This window comes from Vibrio sp. dhg, assembly GCF_003443775.1.
Lineage (GTDB): Bacteria > Pseudomonadota > Gammaproteobacteria > Enterobacterales > Vibrionaceae > Vibrio > Vibrio natriegens.
Genome location: NZ_CP028944.1, coordinates 1,090,902 through 1,110,091, shown reverse-complemented (window position 1 = coordinate 1,110,091; position 19,190 = coordinate 1,090,902). Strand labels below are relative to the sequence as shown.

The following is a 19,190-nucleotide window of genomic DNA, read 5'->3' as shown; positions in this document are numbered from 1 at the left end:
GAAGGAAAAGATTATGACTAATATGACCCGCCGCGGATTTCTAAAAGGCACTGGTATGGCGGCCGGTGCGATGGCATTCACTTCATTTTCACCGTTGTCGGTTGCTTCCTCGGATGCACGTGGCAAAGGTATCTTAACGGCTGGCCGAATGGGCCCGATGCTGTGTGAAGTGCAAGATGGCAAACTGATTTCTACAACGAATGCGCTGCCTCAGACGGTACCAAACAGCCTGCAAAGCACTGGGCCAGACCAAGTGCATACTAAGGCTCGTGTTAAATACCCAATGGTGCGAAAAGGCTACCTGGCAAACCCATCCTCACCCGAAGGCCTTCGAGGCAGTGATGAATTTGAACGCGTGTCCTGGGATGAGGCTTACAAGCTGATCCATGAGCAACACATGCGTATTCGTAAAACCTATGGTCCAGCTTCTGTTTTCGCTGGCTCGTATGGTTGGCGTTCTAGCGGCGTGCTGCACAAAGCGCAGACCCTGCTACAGCGCTATATGAGTATGGCGGGCGGTTATTCTGGTCACCTAGGCGATTACTCTACGGGGGCCGCACAGATCATCATGCCGCACGTTGTCGGTTCGATTGAAGTCTATGAGCAACAAACCACTTACCCTGTTGTTCTTGAGCACAGTGACGTGGTGGTACTTTGGGGTTTAAACCCAATCAACACCCTAAAGATTGCGTGGAGCTCAACTGATTGCGCGGGTCTTGAGTTTTTCCATCAACTGAAAAAATCGGGCAAGACGGTGATTGCGATTGACCCGATTCGTTCTGAAACCATCGAATTCTTTGGTGATAATGCCGAGTGGATCGCGCCGCATCCAATGACTGACGTAGCGATGATGATGGGTATTGCGCACACTTTAGTCAAACAAGGTAAGCATGACAAAGCTTTCCTCGAGAAGTACTCCACGGGTTACGATAAATTCGAAGCGTACTTATTTGGCGAAGAAGATGGGGTAGAGAAATCAGCCGGATGGGCGTCAAGTATCTGTGGGGTGCCTGTTAAGCAGCTAGAGCTGTTGGCCGATATCTTCAGTAAAAACCGCACCATGTTAATGTCTGGCTGGGGCATGCAGCGTCAACAGTACGGTGAGCAACGTCACTGGATGCTGGTTACGCTGGCCTCTATGCTGGGTCAGATTGGCTTGCCGGGCGGCGGTTTCGGTCTCTCGTACCACTACTCTAATGGTGGTAACCCTGCCCGAGATGCGGGTGTACTTCCTGCAATTTCAGCATCGTTAGGTGGCGGTTCATCTGCGGGTAATGACTGGGCGGTGTCGGGGGCTGTACAAAGTTTCCCTGTGGCGCGAATTGTGGAAGCGCTGGAAAACCCAGGCAAAGCTTATCATCACAATGGTCACGAGCTGACGTTCCCTGATATCAAAATGATTTGGTGGGCTGGTGGCGCGAACTTTACTCATCACCAAGATACCAATCGTCTTATCAGAGCATGGCAAAAACCTGAACTGATCGTGATTTCAGAACCTTACTGGACAGCTGCTGCGAAGCATGCCGATATCGTTCTGCCAATCACCACGTCGTTTGAACGCAACGATATGACCATGACGGGTGACTACAGTAACCAGCACTTGGTTCCAATGAAGCAGGTGGTTGAGCCTCAGGGAGAAGCGCGCAACGACTTCGATGTTTTTGCTGATATGGCGGAGATGATCGCTCCGGGTGGACGAGATGTTTACACCGAAGGCAAAACGGAAATGGAATGGCTGTACGGGTTTTACAAAGTGGCGCAACAAGGTGGTCGTGGCTCTCGCGTAGCAATGCCGAACTTCAGTAAATTCTGGGAAGATAACCAGCTGATCGAGATGAAATGGAACGAGAAAAACGCTCAGTTTGTCCGTTATGCTGACTTCCGCGAAGATCCTGTTTTGAACCCTCTTGGTACGCCAAGTGGCAAAATTGAAATCTACTCGAAGACGATTGAAGGCTATCAGCTAGAAGATTGTTTGCCGCACCCTGCTTGGTTCGAACCAACAGAATATACGGGTAATGCGCAAGATGGTGAGTTGCAGTTAATGACAGCACACGCAGCCCATCGTCTTCACAGTCAGTTTAACTACGCGAAAATCCGCGAAGAGTACGCGATTGCGAACCGTGAACCGATTTGGATTCACCCTGAAGATGCGAAATCCCGCGGCATAAAAACGGGTGATCTTGTGCGTGCTTTTAATGGCCGAGGTCAGGTGTTAGTCGGCGCAGAAGTGACGGATCGCATCAAGCAAGGTTCGGTATGTATTCACGAAGGTGGCTGGCCAGATCTGGATCCAAAAACCGGGATTTGTAAGAACGGTGGCTGTAATGTGCTGACACTGGATATTCCGACCTCCAGACTCGGCAATGGCTGCGCGGCAAACTCGGCACTGGTTCGTATCGAAAAATATACCGGCCCTGAGTTAGAACTCACCGCGTTTGAACCACCTAAAAATGGGTAGCAATAAGTAGCATTTAAAAGCAAGATGCCAGCAATTCGCTGGCTTCTTTTTTATCTAAAATTTGTTCGTATTAGCGCGGCACCAAAGCAACAAACGGCATCTTTTTAGTGACCTGAAATGTGGGCAGAAGTGTAAATATCACGGCGACAAATACCGCTGAACCTATCAAATCTTCAGGGCGATGCATGCCTAACCACAAACGGCTGTACGCGACACTGACTCCCCAAAACCAAAGAGCAAAAGCGGAAAAGTAACATTGCTGTTGCAGCATTAAGCCACCAAAGAATGCCAGACAAATTGCGACGAAAATCGTGTGTCCGGAAGGAAAAGAGTAGTCTTTTTCTCCCTGCCAATGGCGGGTTCGCCAATCGCTGACTTGGTTTGAGACGTGTTCAATCGCGCTCGATTGTTGTTCTGTTGTTAGCTGATAAAAAGACTCTGGTGTGTCTATAAGCTGTTCGGCAGCCAAAAGTTCGGTATATGGGCGTGGGCTTTCTGTCATCAGTTTTAAGCCTGCTTTACAGACAAAACCAATCACTAACAGTAAGCCAAGCATAGACAGCTTCTGCATCCACTCTTTATAGCTGGGTTTAAATCGATAGAGAGACAGAATCAACAAGATCAGAGTGATAAGAAACCCCTTACTGCCAGCGGAGTCTGTCAATAAAGTGAAGGTGATACCGAGTCCGTCCGATACTGGAGAGGAGAGATTCTGATATGAAGAGGAGAGTGACAATGGGATGATGCCAAGAACAAACAAGGCGAGCATCATCAATCCGTATTTTTTTGTTTTCATTAAGAACTTTTACAACCGGGAATATAGACAGTTATCTTACGCCACTGGGCGTGAAAAACTTATCAAAGATGTGTCAAATCGCAAAAGTAGAGTGAAAATGGTTTGAAGAAACTCATTAGCTCATTTGTTCTTGGTATATCAGGCCATTAGGCTAAGTAAGTACTCGCAAGCCAGTTTAGGGTCGTCGGCGTGACAGATAGCCGATACCAGAGCCAAACCGTGTACACCCGTTGCGCTTAGCGCTGGGATAGTCGATTCGTTAATGCCGCCAATCGCGACGATCGGCAGAGATGTAGTATTGAGTGCCATTTTTAAACCATCTATACCCCAGTGTTTTTGGGTGTTGGTTTTGGTCGGTGTCGCATAGATGGCACTTAAGCCTATGTAATCGATGGGTAGGGTGTCGACTTCCGCGAGTTGTTGCTCATCCTCAATGGATAAACCGAGGATTTTATTTGGACCAATCAGTTCGCGTGCGATATGAGCAGGCATGTCCGATTGACCGAGGTGCACGCCGTCAGCATCGACTGCAAGTGCAACATCAACTCGGTCATTGATTATTAAAGGTACGTTAGTATTTTTGAGGATATCTTTTACCGCTTGAGCCCGTTCGATGAAAGCACGTACGTCACCATGTTTCTCACGAACTTGTACCATGGTCACGCCACCTTCCACTGCTTTACTGACCACATGCTTGAGCGTGGCAAGATCTTGTTGGTCATCGGTGACCAAATACAAACGATAGGCGTTCATTTCGTTTCCTTTATGCCTCCAACTCTTCGTTATGAGCCGGAGGCATCGATGTTAAGTTGTTAGTCTTGAATGACGGTAATCTTGAGTCGTTTTGCCAGTGTTTGTTCATCAAGCTGATACAACTCGTCAAGCAAGGTTAATTGTAAGCTGCCCGGACCGCGCGCTTGTTCGGCGGCGATTTCACCCGCCACACCAAGTACGGCAGCGGCGGCCAAACCGGTTTCATCACCCACCGCGGCAAATGCGCCAGTGAGTGCAGATAACGTACAACCCATTCCCGTTACGTATGGCATCATTTCGTGGCCATTGCCGAGTGTTACGGTCTGCGATTTCGTCACGATGTAATCCGTCTCGCCAGAAATCACCACGTTTGCGCCATACTCTGCAACGAGGAACTGCGCAGCGCCTAATGCTGCATCGCTGCTATCCAGAGAATCGACCCCTTTGCTCTGAGCTTGTTCACCAGCCAGAGCAATGATTTCTGACGCGTTACCACGAATGATAAGTTTGTCTGCAAGACGCGCTATCTGACGAGATGTTTCTGTTCGCAGTGTGCTTGCGCCGCAGCCTACAGGATCAAGGATGACGACCTTACCATTGGCATTGGCTTGTTCTACCGCAAAGATCATACGCGGTGTCCACTCGCTGTCTAGCGTGCCAATGTTGATCACCAGCGCGCCAGCAAATGACATCATTTCTGCCATCTCTTGTTTGGAGTGCGCCATGATTGGAGAGGCACCAATTGCCAGCAGAGCGTTCGCCGTGTTGTTCATTACAACGTAGTTAGTGATATTCACAACCAACGGCTTTTGTTGACGTACAGCGGTTAATGCTTGAGTGATATTTTCAATTAACATGGGCGTCTCCAATTAATCTTGCTGAGCATTCAAGCCTTGTTGCCAGAAAGCGACTTCCATACGCGTTGCCGTTTTGAATACCTGAATCAGGTTCTGGCCGCGCTGGCTATTGATATCGATTTCAGCCAATAGCTCGTTAAAGTGCGCTGCGCCCTCCGCAACACCTGACTGGAATTCTTCACCGCCATAGAGGGTGATCCAGCTAGCGTACGGGTTACCTTCAATGATGGTGTTTTCATCTTCCATCAACATTTTGCCAATAACCGCGTAGCCGATAGAGCAAGGCGCTAATGCCGCATACAGGTCAACCAAATCACCCGTCATACCTGCATCTAGCACATAGCGTGTGTAGGCGACGGTGCCGAAATCTTCCGGTTCGTTTTCCAGATCGGATTCAGTTAAACCCCATTGACCACAGTAAGTCACATGATGAGCGATTTCTGAATCCAACAACGCATGAACGCTCGGCAGTGCACGACGCATGTCATACAAAGTACGTGCTTTATAAATCGCTAATGCGTAAGCGCGCGCGTATTGCTTGAGAAATAAAAAGTCCTGTTTCAAATAATGCAGAAAACAAGGTTGAGCAAGCGTACCGTTCGCCAGTTGCTGAACGAAAAGGTGCTCGGTGTATTCCTGCCAGTCTTGACGGCAAGCGTCGATCAAATCTTGGTATTTCATAATGGGATAACCTCAGAATTAGTCAAAGCTAGGCACGTAATCTTTTGCTTTTGGTAGTGTTTCGATGATCTTTTGTGAGTACATGAACTCGGCGTAATCGTCGTAGCGTTTTAGATCAACTGCGGATGGGCGAAGCGCGAAACGAGTCAAAGTGTCATTCCAGGCGCGTTGGTTCAGTTCATTGTTCAGCGTGTCTGGGGAGTAAGCAACAAACTCTTTCCAAGATTTTTTTGGATGGTTCACGATGTAAGTAGTGGCTTGCTCAAGCGCTTTGTTGAAGGCTTTGATGGCCTCTTTGTCGTATGTATTTGCATTCGCGACAAACACAAGTTCGTCATATGCTGGCACGCCGTGTTCTTCCGGGAAGAAGGCTTTAGCTTGGTAACCCTCTAACGCAAGCTGGTTAGTTTCGAAGTTACGTAGTCCACCCCAAATTGCATCCACTTTACCTGATGCCAGAGAGGAAGATAGCGCCCAGCCAACGTTGATGATTTGTACGTCAGAAAACTTCACATTCTCTTGTGCCAACATTGTGCCGATGGTTGCTTCTTCATTACCCGCGATAGCAATACCGATCTTCTTGCCTTTTAGGTCGGCAAGGCTGTCATTTTTACCGTTGTCCAGCACCATCATGGTATTCAGTGGTGTTGCGATTAACGTAGCAGAGCGGATAAGCGGCAGGCCTGCGGCAACATCAATCGTCAGACTTGGTTGGTATGAAATCGCCATATCCACTTTGCCTGCGGCAACCAGTTTAGGTGGCGTGCTTGGGTCGGCAGGTTCTTGAATGTTGATCTTCAAGCCTTGCTCTTTAAAGTAACCACGCTCTTTCGCAATAACGATAGGGCCGTGGTTCGGATTCACGAACCAATCCAACATCAAAGTCAGCTCTTTTTCGGCCGCCAGTGCGTTAGTTGAAACAATTGAAGCAAGCAGAGTTGCAGCGCTAATAAGTTTGTTTTTATTCACGGGTAATCTTCCTTTTGGTGATCTCTATTTGTTTTATCTATTTGCTTTCCCAAGGGATGGCTTTTTTCAATAATTTGTCAGTGATGAAGTAGAGTGCGATGGACAGCACGGCGAGGATAAACAGTGCGGCAAACATCTCGTCGATGATCATGCGTGCGTTGGCTTGTAACATCAGATAACCCAAGCCTTCACTTGAACCGACCCACTCGCCGACGACCGCACCAATCGGGGCGATAACGACTGCGACACGAATGCCTGAAGCCAATGTTGGCAGTGCCGCGGGCAACTGAATGTGACGCAGAAGTTGCCATTTCGAAGCGCCCATCGTTTTCGCCAAATCCAGGTATCCGGTTGGGGTATTGCGTAAACCGTCGTAACAACAAGTCGTAACAGGGAAAAAGATGATGATCGCTGCCATCACGACTTTTGATGCGATGCCGTAGCCAAGCCAAAGCATCAGAACGGGTGCAATGGCAAATACCGGAATCGCCTGGCTAGCAATCAGAATCGGTAGCAGCCAGCGTTTTAGTGGTTCGAACAGCAACATTTGCAGCGCAAACAGCAAACCCATCGACAAGCCGAGTCCAAGACCAAGCAGGATTTCCTGTGCGGTGACCCAGGTGTGTGCGAGTAACACGTCATAGCGGGAGATCAATCTATTCAGCACATCAACAGGCGCAGGCAAAATGAAGCTGGGCATATTGAACGCCACGACAATCAGTTGCCACAGGCCTAAAATGACCGCAGTGCTGATCACCAAGCGCAGAGCTGGGTGGGTGACTCGTTCTTTTTTGCTGATACGTTCTGAGACGGAGTTGTATTGAGTCATATCACTCATAATCTTTCTCCAGCTGATCCAAGATCGCTTGTTGCAAGGCGGCACATTCGCCATCAAGCACGCGAGGAGGCATCGTATCTGGCACCAGCAGATGTTTAGCTTGTGCAGGCGTGCCTTGCAGTACATACAATTGATTGGCAAGACGAACGGCTTCTTGCGGATCGTGAGTAATCAGCACGACCGTTTTTCCTTTGAGCAGCGTGGCCGATAAGGTTTGCAGCTTATGACGAGTAACGGCATCGAGTGCAGAGAAAGGCTCGTCCATCAAGACCAGAGGTTTGTCCTGCATCAGTGTACGAGCAAGAGCAACACGCTGGCGCATACCTCCGGAAAGTTGCGTTGGCTTAGCGTAGGCGTCGTCAGCTAATCCAACTTGTTCGAGCAATTGAATAGCGCGCTGTTTCTCTCCTGCGGAATTTGAGTTGGCGTGAGAAAAGCGAGAACTCAGACACACGTTATCCAGCACATTGAGCCACGGTAGCAACAAGTCCTGTTGAGCCATGTAAGCGATACGCTCATGTAAAGCTATTCCGTCAGTGGTCGTCAGTTCACCTTGCCATTTCACCTGTTCATCAAGTAAGCCGGCGAGATAGCGCAAAATGGTGGTTTTACCGCAGCCGCTTCGCCCCAGTAAAACCGTCCACTGACCTGCTGGAATGGTCATGTTCACTCCTGCCAGAGTGGGTGCCTGGCTGTCGTTGTATTGCAGACTAGCGTGACTAAACTGAATACCAATCGCGTTAGCGCACATATGTGTGGCCTGCGAAGAAGTGGTGAACCGGGCCGTGACCTTTACCGACTTCCAGCTCATCGGCATGGGCGATCGCTTGAGAGATGTACTGTTTACCTAAGTGCACGGCTTTGTGTAGGTTATTGCCTTGTCCAAGGTAAGACGCAATAGCAGAAGAAAGCGTACATCCCGTACCGTGCGTATTCTTGGTTGGGAAGCGCTTCGCGCTAATGAGTTCTGAAGAGTCTTGCATGATCAGTAGGTCACTACTGTTTTCACCTTTCTCCAAGTGACCGCCTTTCAACAAGACTGCTTTTGCGCCGAGTTCACGGAGATCCGCAATCATCTCATTCATTTCAGCTTCGGATTGCGGTGCTGCTTTTCCGGTTAACGCTGCGCCCTCAGGAAGATTAGGGGTGATGATGTCTGCGAGAGGGATGAGTTTTTCTTTTAACGTGCTTATCGCAGAGTGCTCCAGCAATAAATCACCGCTGGTGGCGACCATTACCGGGTCAATGACCAGATGTTTCGGTTGGTATTGTTTAATTTTGTTAGCCACCACTTTGATGATGTTGGCATCGGCCAGCATGCCGACTTTAACGGCCACGATATTAAGGTCAGTGAATACCGCATCGAGTTGGCTTTCAACGTGCTCAAGTGGAATAGGAAAAATGGCTGAGACGCCTTGAGTATTTTGCGAGGTAATTGCAGTAATGACAGAGCATGCAAAACTGCCCGTTGCAGACATGGCTTTAATGTCTGCCTGAATACCAGCGCCGCCACCGCTATCTGATCCAGCGATCGTCAAAACGATTGGGGTTGTTGCAGATGGCGTCTTGTGGGAATTAGGCTGTGATTGCTGCGTCATGGTCGCTCCTATTACAAGACGTATAGGAACTGACTTTGACCACGGTAGGCAGATCGATTTTCGTAACCGCTGCAGCGTGCCTAGTATGTTAGGCGAAAGGCAAAGTGCTCATAGTTCCCTACGTCAGTGCTAACTGAATCAGGTTCAACGGGTCTCGAATTTCGATCTCAGCCAACGCGTAATACGTGGCCCCCCGACTATTTCGTTTTGATGATAGCAGGACACTTACTTGAGGGATACGTTTTTTAAGTGTTCATTTGTGTGTTGTGAGTGATAGAGTAGCCTTTATATGTTTTGTAGCGCGGAATTGACCAGTGCAACGCTCTGGTTTATGTGCAGAAACTGGAATATTTAATAAACAATCGTGGTCTCACTTAGCAAGGATTAGCACAAAACAAGGTTAATAAACTGTTAAAATTTAACGTGTTGCCAATTTAACTTTACTCAATTAACAGTAAGTTATTTAGGAAGGCTAAGACGATCATCAAGCAAGGAGACTTCATGCTTAATTCTGTAACAGCGAAGTCAGTGATCGATCACGCTCTTTTTCTAGGAGCTGATTTCGCTGAGCTATTCGTTGAACATCATCAAACTAACACCGTCCAGATAGCATCTGGTGAGGTGGATAAGGTCAATTCCGGTATTGATTTTGGTATCGGTATTCGCCTCTTCTTCGGTCACAAAGTGCTTTATGGGTACACCAACAGCACAGACGAAGCAGAACTCAAACGCGTCACCTCGTTGCTGGCTGCGAAAGACAAACGTGAGCAAATCGCATCTGCGGGTTCTCTTAATTTGAATCGCTACCCAGTTCAGCACGGATGCCGTTTGCCTCTGAGTAAAGACGCCAATCTGGATTCTAAAATCGCGTTCCTTTTAAAAGTTGACCAAGCGGCACGAGCGGAAAGTGAATACATCAGCCAGTTTATTGGTAGTGTGTTACAGCGAGAGCAGCAGGTATCTATCTTCAACTCGGAAGGTTTACACGTTGATGATACGCGTCATTACATTCGCGTCGCAGGTAACACCGTTGCTCAAAAAGGCAATGAGCAATCTTCTGGTATGGAAGGTCCTGGTGCACTGGCTGGCTGGGAGTTCAGTGAGCAGTTAGATGCCAAGGAACTGGGTCAGACTATCGCTCAGCAAGCTTTGGTTAAGCTTGGAGCGGATGCCTGTCCATCAGGTGAAATGCCAGTGGTTATCGGCAATGGTTTTGGTGGTGTTATCTTCCACGAAGCCTGTGGTCACTTGCTTGAAACAACATCGGTCGCGAAGAAAGCATCCGTATTCCATGACAAGATGGGCGAAATGATTGCTCACACGGCCGTGAACGCAGTCGATGATGGCACCATGACCAACGAATGGGGCTCAATTCATGTCGATGACGAAGGGTTGCCTACTCAGCGCACTCAACTTATCAAAGACGGTAAGTTAACCAGTTTTATGGTCGACAAAATGGGCGGCATGAAAACGGGTTATGAGCCAACCGGTTCAGGCCGTCGCCAAAACTACAAGTTCGCTCCAACTTCTCGTATGCGTAATACCTTTATTGAAGAAGGTGAGCATTCACTGGACGATATGCTGGCAGGTGTTGAGCGTGGTATTTACGCCAAGAAAATGGGCGGCGGCTCTGTTCAGCCAGGTACGGGCGAGTTCAACTTTGCAGTACGTGAAGCTTATCTGATCGAAAACGGCAAAATCACTAAACCACTCAAAGCGGCAACGCTGATCAGTACTGGCCCTAAAGTTCTGAAAGAAATCAGCATGGTGGGCAAGGATATGGCACTTGCTCCGGGTATGTGTGGTTCTGTGAGTGGTGCTGTACCAACAACCGTCGGTCAGCCTTCGCTGAAAGTCGACAATATTCTGGTAGGAGGTGGTAACTAATGAGCCAAGAACAACAACTTCTTAATGCCGTTGATTACGTCCTGTCAGAAGCTAAACGCCAAGGCGCAGAAGCGGATGTGATTGTTAACCGCAACAGCAGCTTCTCTTTGAAAGCGAACCAAGGCAAGCTGGATGAATACAAAGTAAGCTCGAGCCAGGTACTCGGTGTTCGAGTGGTAAAAGACGCACGAGTAGCGACCAGTTATTCTGAGTCATTAGAACAGCCAAGCCTAGATTTGATGCTGACTAATGCGTTGCAGAGTGCTCGCTTCTCCAAGCAAGATGAACATCAAACGATCAGCTGTGTAGACAGCCAGATCACGACGGATGTTGCGGAAATTGCGCAGGAAGACACCACGTCTGTTGATGAAAAAATCGAGCTTTCTCTTGCGCTTGAGCAAGGTGTGGTCAGCTTACCTCATGCTTCAAGCTCGCCATACAACGGCTATAGCGATGGTGAAACTCAACTGATCATTGCTAATACGCAAGGTACTCTGTGTCAGCACTTCGAGCGCTCTTTCAACTGTTACGCCTACACGCTTTTTGAAAAAGACGGTAAGCAGTCGATGGCGGGTAAGATGTCGGTAGGGCGTCGTTTCGACGAGTTGAACTCGGCTTTCTGTATTGAAGAGGGTTACAACTTAGCCCGTGACTTGCTTGATGGCGGTCCCGTTAAAACTGGCAACTATCCAGCTATCTTCCATATCGATGCGCTGAGCAGTTTGTTCGGGGCATTCGGCAGTGCTTTCTCTGGTGTAAGCGCAGTGAAAGGGATTACACCATTGGGTAACAAGCTTGGTCAAAGCGTTGCAAGTGAATTGATCACCCTGACTGACACCGCATATATGGCAAATGGTATGGCGATTTGTGGTTTCGATAGTGAAGGCTTTGCAACGCAGGACAACGTGTTAATTGAGAATGGTCAGCTCAATACGTTATTGCACAACAGTCACACTGCAAGCTACTTAGGTGCCGTTTCAACCGCGAGTGCTGCTCGAGGAGCGAAATCAAGCCTAGATGTTGCTGCTAACCACAAAGTGATTGCTACGGGCAAGAGCAGTGTTGCGGAAGTTAAAGCGGGCGAGTACCTTGAACTTGTAGAACTTCAGGGTGTTCATTCTGGCGCAGATGCTGTCAGCGGTGATTTCTCGTTTGGTGCTAGCGGGTTCTTATGCCGAGATGGTCAACGAGTTCAGCCTGTACGTGGTATTACTGTTGCGGGTAACTTCTACAAAATGCTGCAAGAAGTGGACGCGGTTGGAGATACTCAGCTAATCAATGACAGCCGAACTTTCTTTGCACCAGATGTGCGTTTTGCACGTTTGAGCATTGGTGGTAAATAAAGCCACCACCAGAAATTGAGAAACAAAAAGAGGACTCCATGGAGTCCTCTTTCGTTCTTTAACCATCTGTCAGTGACACTATTCGTAAGCGAAGAACTAGAAGTCTCGAATATCCAATTCATTGTGGATCAACACCACGCACTGAGAAGCAAACAGCATCTTAGGACCAAGGCTGATCTTTTCTGTCCCAAGGCGTTTCAAACTGTTGAATGACTTCTTCGGCATTGGAATGTGATCAGTTAGCAAGAAACAAGGGTTTGCCCCAATTTCTGCATCACGAACGAAATCGCCTTTCTTATCCAACATATATAGCTGATGGTCCTCAGCCAGTTCTTGAACCAAACGCTCGAAACTAATAGTACGAACCGTAATACCTGGCTCAACGTCACGCAGCTGCTCTTTGCCCATACCAACCGATGCATCCAAAGCGCGAGCTACAGCAGCGATCAACGTCGACTCGTGGAATCCACCAATATTAGTAATATCATTCGATCGAATCGTAATCGTGCGGGAGTAATCTTTGGTGCTCTCAAGAACCAGGTACACAACTACGTCTTCACGATGTGACTGTGCAACAAACATAGTATTCATCATAGTGTGAGCAAGGATCTCGGTATGTGCTTCCTGACCGACACCTTCGAGTAGTGCTTTGCTGGTGGTTGGTGCAGCACGAGCTCGTAAAACAAAAGAGCGCATGAATTTAGCCTCTATATATGAAGAGTGAATGCGCGGAGTATATACCCAGACGACGCTTTGATGCGAGAATTATGAACTTACTTACAAAGCTACGATTGTGGTGCCGATTCTCGCCGCTACAATAGGGGTAACCCTTTAGGAGTGGTATATGGAAATTAAAAAAATCAATAAAGAAGTCTATAAAAAGAAAGTAAACCTGGTGATTGGCGGCTTTGTTGTATTGCTTGCTGTCTCTTCATTAGCCTTCAGTACGCTACTCATTAGTCTTTTTGGCAATACCAATATTCAACCGGAACAATCTACAGGTAACTTTCATTGGAATTTGATTGGCGTACTTCTGTCTCTCGCGACGTCCCTCTCTTTGTTAAACCAATTTAAAACTCACCCTTACATGCGAGAAGTTCTGTACGTTTGGAAGCTTAAGCAAATACACAACAAGATTTACCGTAAGCTAAAAAATATCAAAGCTGCTGCAAGTTCGGATGATTTGAAAGCGCTGACCATTCTCAAGTTCTACTACACCACGCAAAGACAAGTATTCGAGTTAGACAACAACACGCTCACCATGAGTAGCGTAACTAAAGAATTAGAAACCATAGAAGAGATCGAAGTGAGCAAATCGCTTTTACTTGATATTACAAGCTTTGAAGAGTCTTGGTTGGATACATTCTGATTGCCTATTTGCTACCTGGTATTAACAAATGAGTGCTAAAAATAAGCGTTTGAGTGAGATTTCATCACTCAGCGCTTTTTTTTGAATTTTTTCTTCAAAAAGGGTTGCCAAGAAAAATCATCTCCCTATAATGCGCCTCCGTTGTCAGGGCAAAGCGGAAACGCAAAAGCAGTTGGCAACAAGGCGAATTAAAAGCTTCTAAAAATTAATTTAAAAAGTGTTTGACACCAAGAATTAGTTCATTAGAATACGCCTCCGCTTTGAGAGAAAAACTTCTCGCAAAGCAAGCTCTTTAACAATATAGACCTATCAATCTGTGTGGGCACTCGTTGATGATAATCCAATTAGAAACTTCGGTTTCAAATTAGGTTTCAATGAAACGAAGTGACCATTGAATCTTCGGATTCAGCACAGTCAATTCAAACATTACTTTATGTAATGTTCAGTATTCATTGAGCCGACAAAATCTTAAATTGAAGAGTTTGATCATGGCTCAGATTGAACGCTGGCGGCAGGCCTAACACATGCAAGTCGAGCGGAAACGAGTTAACTGAACCTTCGGGGGACGTTAACGGCGTCGAGCGGCGGACGGGTGAGTAATGCCTAGGAAATTGCCCTGATGTGGGGGATAACCATTGGAAACGATGGCTAATACCGCATGATGCCTACGGGCCAAAGAGGGGGACCTTCGGGCCTCTCGCGTCAGGATATGCCTAGGTGGGATTAGCTAGTTGGTGAGGTAAGGGCTCACCAAGGCGACGATCCCTAGCTGGTCTGAGAGGATGATCAGCCACACTGGAACTGAGACACGGTCCAGACTCCTACGGGAGGCAGCAGTGGGGAATATTGCACAATGGGCGCAAGCCTGATGCAGCCATGCCGCGTGTGTGAAGAAGGCCTTCGGGTTGTAAAGCACTTTCAGTCGTGAGGAAGGTTTATGCGTTAATAGCGTATAGATTTGACGTTAGCGACAGAAGAAGCACCGGCTAACTCCGTGCCAGCAGCCGCGGTAATACGGAGGGTGCGAGCGTTAATCGGAATTACTGGGCGTAAAGCGCATGCAGGTGGTTTGTTAAGTCAGATGTGAAAGCCCGGGGCTCAACCTCGGAATAGCATTTGAAACTGGCAGACTAGAGTACTGTAGAGGGGGGTAGAATTTCAGGTGTAGCGGTGAAATGCGTAGAGATCTGAAGGAATACCGGTGGCGAAGGCGGCCCCCTGGACAGATACTGACACTCAGATGCGAAAGCGTGGGGAGCAAACAGGATTAGATACCCTGGTAGTCCACGCCGTAAACGATGTCTACTTGGAGGTTGTGGCCTTGAGCCGTGGCTTTCGGAGCTAACGCGTTAAGTAGACCGCCTGGGGAGTACGGTCGCAAGATTAAAACTCAAATGAATTGACGGGGGCCCGCACAAGCGGTGGAGCATGTGGTTTAATTCGATGCAACGCGAAGAACCTTACCTACTCTTGACATCCAGAGAACTTTTCAGAGATGAATTGGTGCCTTCGGGAACTCTGAGACAGGTGCTGCATGGCTGTCGTCAGCTCGTGTTGTGAAATGTTGGGTTAAGTCCCGCAACGAGCGCAACCCTTATCCTTGTTTGCCAGCGAGTAATGTCGGGAACTCCAGGGAGACTGCCGGTGATAAACCGGAGGAAGGTGGGGACGACGTCAAGTCATCATGGCCCTTACGAGTAGGGCTACACACGTGCTACAATGGCGCATACAGAGGGCGGCCAACTTGCGAAAGTGAGCGAATCCCAAAAAGTGCGTCGTAGTCCGGATTGGAGTCTGCAACTCGACTCCATGAAGTCGGAATCGCTAGTAATCGTGGATCAGAATGCCACGGTGAATACGTTCCCGGGCCTTGTACACACCGCCCGTCACACCATGGGAGTGGGCTGCAAAAGAAGTAGGTAGTTTAACCTTCGGGGGGACGCTTACCACTTTGTGGTTCATGACTGGGGTGAAGTCGTAACAAGGTAGCGCTAGGGGAACCTGGCGCTGGATCACCTCCTTATACGATGATTACTCACGATGAGTGTCCACACAGATTGATACGGTTTATGAAGTTTAAGAGATAGAACATCCCCCAAGATGTTCAACTTAGTGTCCCGTTCGTCTAGAGGCCTAGGACACCGCCCTTTCACGGCGGTAACAGGGGTTCGACTCCCCTACGGGATACCATTGGGTCGTTAGCTCAGTTGGTAGAGCAGTTGACTTTTAATCAATTGGTCGCAGGTTCGAATCCTGCACGACCCACCATTATCTCAAGATATGGGGCTATAGCTCAGCTGGGAGAGCGCCTGCCTTGCACGCAGGAGGTCAGCAGTTCGATCCTGCTTAGCTCCACCATTCTTGATTCGATGGGCGATTAGCTCAGTTGGGAGAGCACCTGCCTTACAAGCAGGGGGTCACTGGTTCGAGCCCGGTATCGCCCACCATCTTTAAGCACATTTCTTTTGAAACAGAAAGTCTTAAGTGTTCTTAAAAATGGTTCTTAAATGAATCTAGCTCTTTAACAATTTGGAAAGCTGACAAATCAAACTTTTTAAGTTTGATTGTAAAGTTCTCAAAGTATTCATGTATTTGAATACAACTAAAAACACATTCAAGTGTTCTTGGAATTTGAGTCCGGCAAAATCGAAAGCTGTCTCGCTCATTCAAATAATGAGACAGCAACTTTGGTTGTTTAACATCAATTCGAAACTCCTTCGGGTTGTATGGTTAAGTGACTAAGCGTACACGGTGGATGCCTTGGCAGTCAGAGGCGATGAAGGACGTATTAACTTGCGATAAGCCCAGATTAGGCAGTAAAAGCCACTTGAGTCTGGGATTTCCGAATGGGGAAACCCACTTACATAAGTAAGTATCCTGTTGTGAATACATAGCAACAGGAGGCGAACCGGGGGAACTGAAACATCTAAGTACCCCGAGGAAAAGAAATCAACCGAGATTCCGAAAGTAGCGGCGAGCGAAATTGGACTAGCCCTTAAGCTTTACACACGTTAGACGAACGGTCTGGAAAGGCCGACGATACAGGGTGATAGTCCCGTAGTTGACGATGTGTGTTCAGTGAAATCGAGTAGGGCGGGACACGTGATATCCTGTCTGAATATGGGGGGACCATCCTCCAAGGCTAAATACTACTGACTGACCGATAGTGAACCAGTACCGTGAGGGAAAGGCGAAAAGAACCCCTGTGAGGGGAGTGAAATAGAACCTGAAACCGTGTACGTACAAGCAGTAGGAGCAGGCTTTGTCCTGTGACTGCGTACCTTTTGTATAATGGGTCAGCGACTTATATTCAGTGGCAAGGTTAACCATCTAGGGGAGCCGTAGGGAAACCGAGTCTTAACTGGGCGTTCAGTCTCTGGATATAGACCCGAAACCAGGTGATCTAGCCATGGGCAGGTTGAAGGTTGAGTAACATCAACTGGAGGACCGAACCGACTAATGTTGAAAAATTAGCGGATGACTTGTGGCTAGGGGTGAAAGGCCAATCAAACCTGGAGATAGCTGGTTCTCCCCGAAAGCTATTTAGGTAGCGCCTCGGACGAATACTACTGGGGGTAGAGCACTGTTAAGGCTAGGGGGTCATCCCGACTTACCAACCCTTTGCAAACTCCGAATACCAGTAAGTACTATCCGGGAGACACACGGCGGGTGCTAACGTCCGTCGTGGAGAGGGAAACAACCCAGACCGCCAGCTAAGGTCCCAAATTACTACTAAGTGGGAAACGATGTGGGAAGGCTCAGACAGCCAGGATGTTGGCTTAGAAGCAGCCATCATTTAAAGAAAGCGTAATAGCTCACTGGTCGAGTCGGCCTGCGCGGAAGATGTAACGGGGCTAAGTAGTAAACCGAAGCTGCGGCAATACACTTTTGTGTATTGGGTAGGGGAGCGTTCTGTAAGCGGTTGAAGGTGTGTGGTAACGCATGCTGGACGTATCAGAAGTGCGAATGCTGACATGAGTAACGATAAAGGGGGTGAAAAACCTCCTCGCCGGAAGACCAAGGGTTCCTGTCCAACGTTAATCGGGGCAGGGTAAGTCGACCCCTAAGGCGAGGCCGAAAGGCGTAGTCGATGGGAAACGGGTTAATATTCCCGTACTTCTTACAATTGCGATGGGGGGACGGAGAAGGCTAGGTGGGCCTGGCGACGGTTGTCCAGGTTCAAGTGCGTAGGCTTGAGAGTTAGGTAAATCCGGCTCTCTTTAAGGCTGAGACACGACGTCGAGCAACTACGGTTGTGAAGTCATTGATGCCATGCTTCCAGGAAAAGCCTCTAAGCTTCAGATTGTAAGGAATCGTACCCCAAACCGACACAGGTGGTCGGGTAGAGAATACCAAGGCGCTTGAGAGAACTCGGGTGAAGGAACTAGGCAAAATGGTACCGTAACTTCGGGAGAAGGTACGCTCTCGACGGTGAAGTCCCTTGCGGATGGAGCTATTGAGAGTCGCAGATACCAGGTGGCTGCAACTGTTTATTAAAAACACAGCACTGTGCAAAATCGTAAGATGACGTATACGGTGTGACGCCTGCCCGGTGCCGGAAGGTTAATTGATGGGGTTAGACTTCGGTCGAAGCTCTTGATCGAAGCCCCGGTAAACGGCGGCCGTAACTATAACGGTCCTAAGGTAGCGAAATTCCTTGTCGGGTAAGTTCCGACCTGCACGAATGGCGTAATGATGGCCACGCTGTCTCCACCCGAGACTCAGTGAAATTGAAATCGCTGTGAAGATGCAGTGTACCCGCGGCTAGACGGAAAGACCCCGTGAACCTTTACTACAGCTTGGCACTGAACATTGACCCTACATGTGTAGGATAGGTGGGAGGCTTTGAAACGAGTACGCCAGTATTCGTGGAGCCGTCCTTGAAATACCACCCTTGTAGTGTTGATGTTCTAACGTCGACCCCTTATCGGGGTTGCGGACAGTGCCTGGTGGGTAGTTTGACTGGGGCGGTCTCCTCCCAAAGCGTAACGGAGGAGCACGAAGGTGGGCTAATCACGGTTGGACATCGTGAGGTTAGTGCAATGGCATAAGCCCGCTTGACTGCGAGAATGACAATTCGAGCAGGTGCGAAAGCAGGTCATAGTGATCCGGTGGTTCTGAATGGAAGGGCCATCGCTCAACGGATAAAAGGTACTCCGGGGATAACAGGCTGATACCGCCCAAGAGTTCATATCGACGGCGGTGTTTGGCACCTCGATGTCGGCTCATCACATCCTGGGGCTGAAGTCGGTCCCAAGGGTATGGCTGTTCGCCATTTAAAGTGGTACGCGAGCTGGGTTTAGAACGTCGTGAGACAGTTCGGTCCCTATCTGCCGTGGGCGTTGGAGAATTGAAAGGGGCTGCTCCTAGTACGAGAGGACCGGAGTGGACGAACCTCTGGTGTTCGGGTTGTGTCGCCAGACGCATTGCCCGGTAGCTAAGTTCGGGATCGATAACCGCTGAAAGCATCTAAGCGGGAAGCGAGCCTTGAGATGAGTTCTCCCTGATACTTTAAGTATCCTAAAGGGTTGTCGTAGACTACGACGTTGATAGGCAGGGTGTGTAAGCGTTGTGAGGCGTTGAGCTAACCTGTACTAATTGCCCGTGAGGCTTAACCATACAACACCCAAGGGGTTTT

The 19,190-nt window shown here is 48.5% G+C and carries 13 protein-coding genes, 4 tRNA genes, 2 rRNA genes and 1 riboswitch; of the genes, 10 read left to right on the top strand and 9 right to left on the bottom strand.

Annotation, left to right across the window (positions count from 1 at the left end; all coding sequences use genetic code 11):
* The first annotated feature begins 13 nt into the window (after window positions 1-13).
* The gene (locus tag DBX26_RS20715; protein WP_118120774.1) at window positions 14-2,461 is read left to right on the top strand and encodes a molybdopterin guanine dinucleotide-containing S/N-oxide reductase; all 2,448 of its coding nucleotides are present in this window, start codon (window positions 14-16) and stop codon (window positions 2,459-2,461) included.
* A gap of 70 nt (window positions 2,462-2,531) precedes the next feature.
* Here DBX26_RS20715 and DBX26_RS20710 read toward each other — a convergent pair whose 3' ends face one another.
* The 8 genes from DBX26_RS20710 to thiD all read right to left on the bottom strand — a co-directional run bounded on the left by DBX26_RS20710 (window position 2,532) and on the right by thiD (window position 8,953).
* Window positions 2,532-3,257 (bottom strand): phosphatase PAP2 family protein, encoded by a 726-nt coding sequence (locus DBX26_RS20710; protein WP_118120773.1) that lies wholly within the window; start codon window positions 3,255-3,257, stop codon window positions 2,532-2,534.
* A 138-nt stretch (window positions 3,258-3,395) separates the two neighbouring features.
* Window positions 3,396-4,010, bottom strand: a complete 615-nt coding sequence (gene thiE, locus DBX26_RS20705) for a thiamine phosphate synthase (RefSeq protein WP_065303216.1) — start codon at window positions 4,008-4,010, stop codon at window positions 3,396-3,398.
* A gap of 59 nt (window positions 4,011-4,069) precedes the next feature.
* On the bottom strand, window positions 4,070-4,867 hold the full coding sequence (thiM, locus tag DBX26_RS20700) for a hydroxyethylthiazole kinase (RefSeq protein WP_118120772.1): 798 nt from the start codon (window positions 4,865-4,867) through the stop codon (window positions 4,070-4,072).
* A 12-nt stretch (window positions 4,868-4,879) separates the two neighbouring features.
* Window positions 4,880-5,548 carry a thiaminase II gene (tenA, locus tag DBX26_RS20695; protein WP_014233504.1) on the bottom strand — a complete coding sequence of 223 codons (669 nt, stop codon included), beginning with the start codon at window positions 5,546-5,548 and terminating at the stop codon, window positions 4,880-4,882.
* An 18-nt stretch (window positions 5,549-5,566) separates the two neighbouring features.
* Window positions 5,567-6,517 carry an ABC transporter substrate-binding protein gene (locus DBX26_RS20690; protein WP_118120771.1) on the bottom strand — a complete coding sequence of 317 codons (951 nt, stop codon included), beginning with the start codon at window positions 6,515-6,517 and terminating at the stop codon, window positions 5,567-5,569.
* A gap of 37 nt (window positions 6,518-6,554) precedes the next feature.
* The gene (locus tag DBX26_RS20685) at window positions 6,555-7,355 is read right to left on the bottom strand and encodes an ABC transporter permease (RefSeq protein WP_020335112.1); all 801 of its coding nucleotides are present in this window, start codon (window positions 7,353-7,355) and stop codon (window positions 6,555-6,557) included.
* A complete protein-coding gene (locus DBX26_RS20680; RefSeq protein ID WP_118120770.1) occupies window positions 7,348-8,106 on the bottom strand; it encodes an ABC transporter ATP-binding protein in 759 nt (252 codons plus the stop codon). The genes DBX26_RS20685 and DBX26_RS20680 overlap by 8 nt, the downstream gene beginning before the upstream one ends.
* Window positions 8,096-8,953, bottom strand: coding sequence for a bifunctional hydroxymethylpyrimidine kinase/phosphomethylpyrimidine kinase (gene thiD / locus DBX26_RS20675; protein ID WP_118120769.1), 858 nt, complete (start codon window positions 8,951-8,953; stop codon window positions 8,096-8,098). The genes DBX26_RS20680 and thiD overlap by 11 nt, the downstream gene beginning before the upstream one ends.
* 98 nt (window positions 8,954-9,051) lie before the next feature.
* A riboswitch (TPP riboswitch) is annotated at window positions 9,052-9,159 on the bottom strand.
* Window positions 9,160-9,454: 295 nt separating this feature from the next.
* Here thiD and DBX26_RS20670 point away from each other — a divergent pair.
* The gene (locus tag DBX26_RS20670; protein WP_014233509.1) at window positions 9,455-10,840 is read left to right on the top strand and encodes a TldD/PmbA family protein; all 1,386 of its coding nucleotides are present in this window, start codon (window positions 9,455-9,457) and stop codon (window positions 10,838-10,840) included.
* Window positions 10,840-12,183 carry a TldD/PmbA family protein gene (locus DBX26_RS20665; RefSeq protein ID WP_118120768.1) on the top strand — a complete coding sequence of 448 codons (1,344 nt, stop codon included), beginning with the start codon at window positions 10,840-10,842 and terminating at the stop codon, window positions 12,181-12,183. The genes DBX26_RS20670 and DBX26_RS20665 overlap by 1 nt, the downstream gene beginning before the upstream one ends.
* A 96-nt stretch (window positions 12,184-12,279) precedes the next feature.
* Here DBX26_RS20665 and trmY read toward each other — a convergent pair whose 3' ends face one another.
* On the bottom strand, window positions 12,280-12,879 hold the full coding sequence (gene trmY / locus DBX26_RS20660) for a tRNA (pseudouridine(54)-N(1))-methyltransferase TrmY (protein WP_118120767.1): 600 nt from the start codon (window positions 12,877-12,879) through the stop codon (window positions 12,280-12,282).
* Window positions 12,880-13,027: 148 nt separating this feature from the next.
* Between trmY and DBX26_RS20655 the strand changes: the two genes are divergently transcribed.
* From DBX26_RS20655 to DBX26_RS20620, 7 genes are all read left to right on the top strand, one after another.
* Window positions 13,028-13,552 (top strand): DUF3087 domain-containing protein, encoded by a 525-nt coding sequence (locus DBX26_RS20655; RefSeq protein ID WP_118120766.1) that lies wholly within the window; start codon window positions 13,028-13,030, stop codon window positions 13,550-13,552.
* Window positions 13,553-14,022: 470 nt separating this feature from the next.
* Window positions 14,023-15,575: ribosomal RNA gene (locus tag DBX26_RS20645) — 16S ribosomal RNA — on the top strand.
* A gap of 91 nt (window positions 15,576-15,666) precedes the next feature.
* A tRNA-Glu gene (locus DBX26_RS20640) sits at window positions 15,667-15,742 on the top strand.
* Between the two features lie 2 nt (window positions 15,743-15,744).
* Window positions 15,745-15,820: transfer RNA gene (locus DBX26_RS20635), tRNA-Lys, on the top strand.
* Between the two features lie 14 nt (window positions 15,821-15,834).
* Window positions 15,835-15,910 (top strand) — tRNA-Ala (locus DBX26_RS20630).
* A gap of 13 nt (window positions 15,911-15,923) precedes the next feature.
* A tRNA-Val gene (locus tag DBX26_RS20625) sits at window positions 15,924-15,999 on the top strand.
* Between the two features lie 281 nt (window positions 16,000-16,280).
* A 23S ribosomal RNA gene (locus tag DBX26_RS20620) occupies window positions 16,281-19,171 on the top strand.
* The 16S and 23S rRNA genes sit together here with 4 tRNA genes alongside, the layout of an rRNA operon.
* Window positions 19,172-19,190 lie beyond the last annotated feature (19 nt).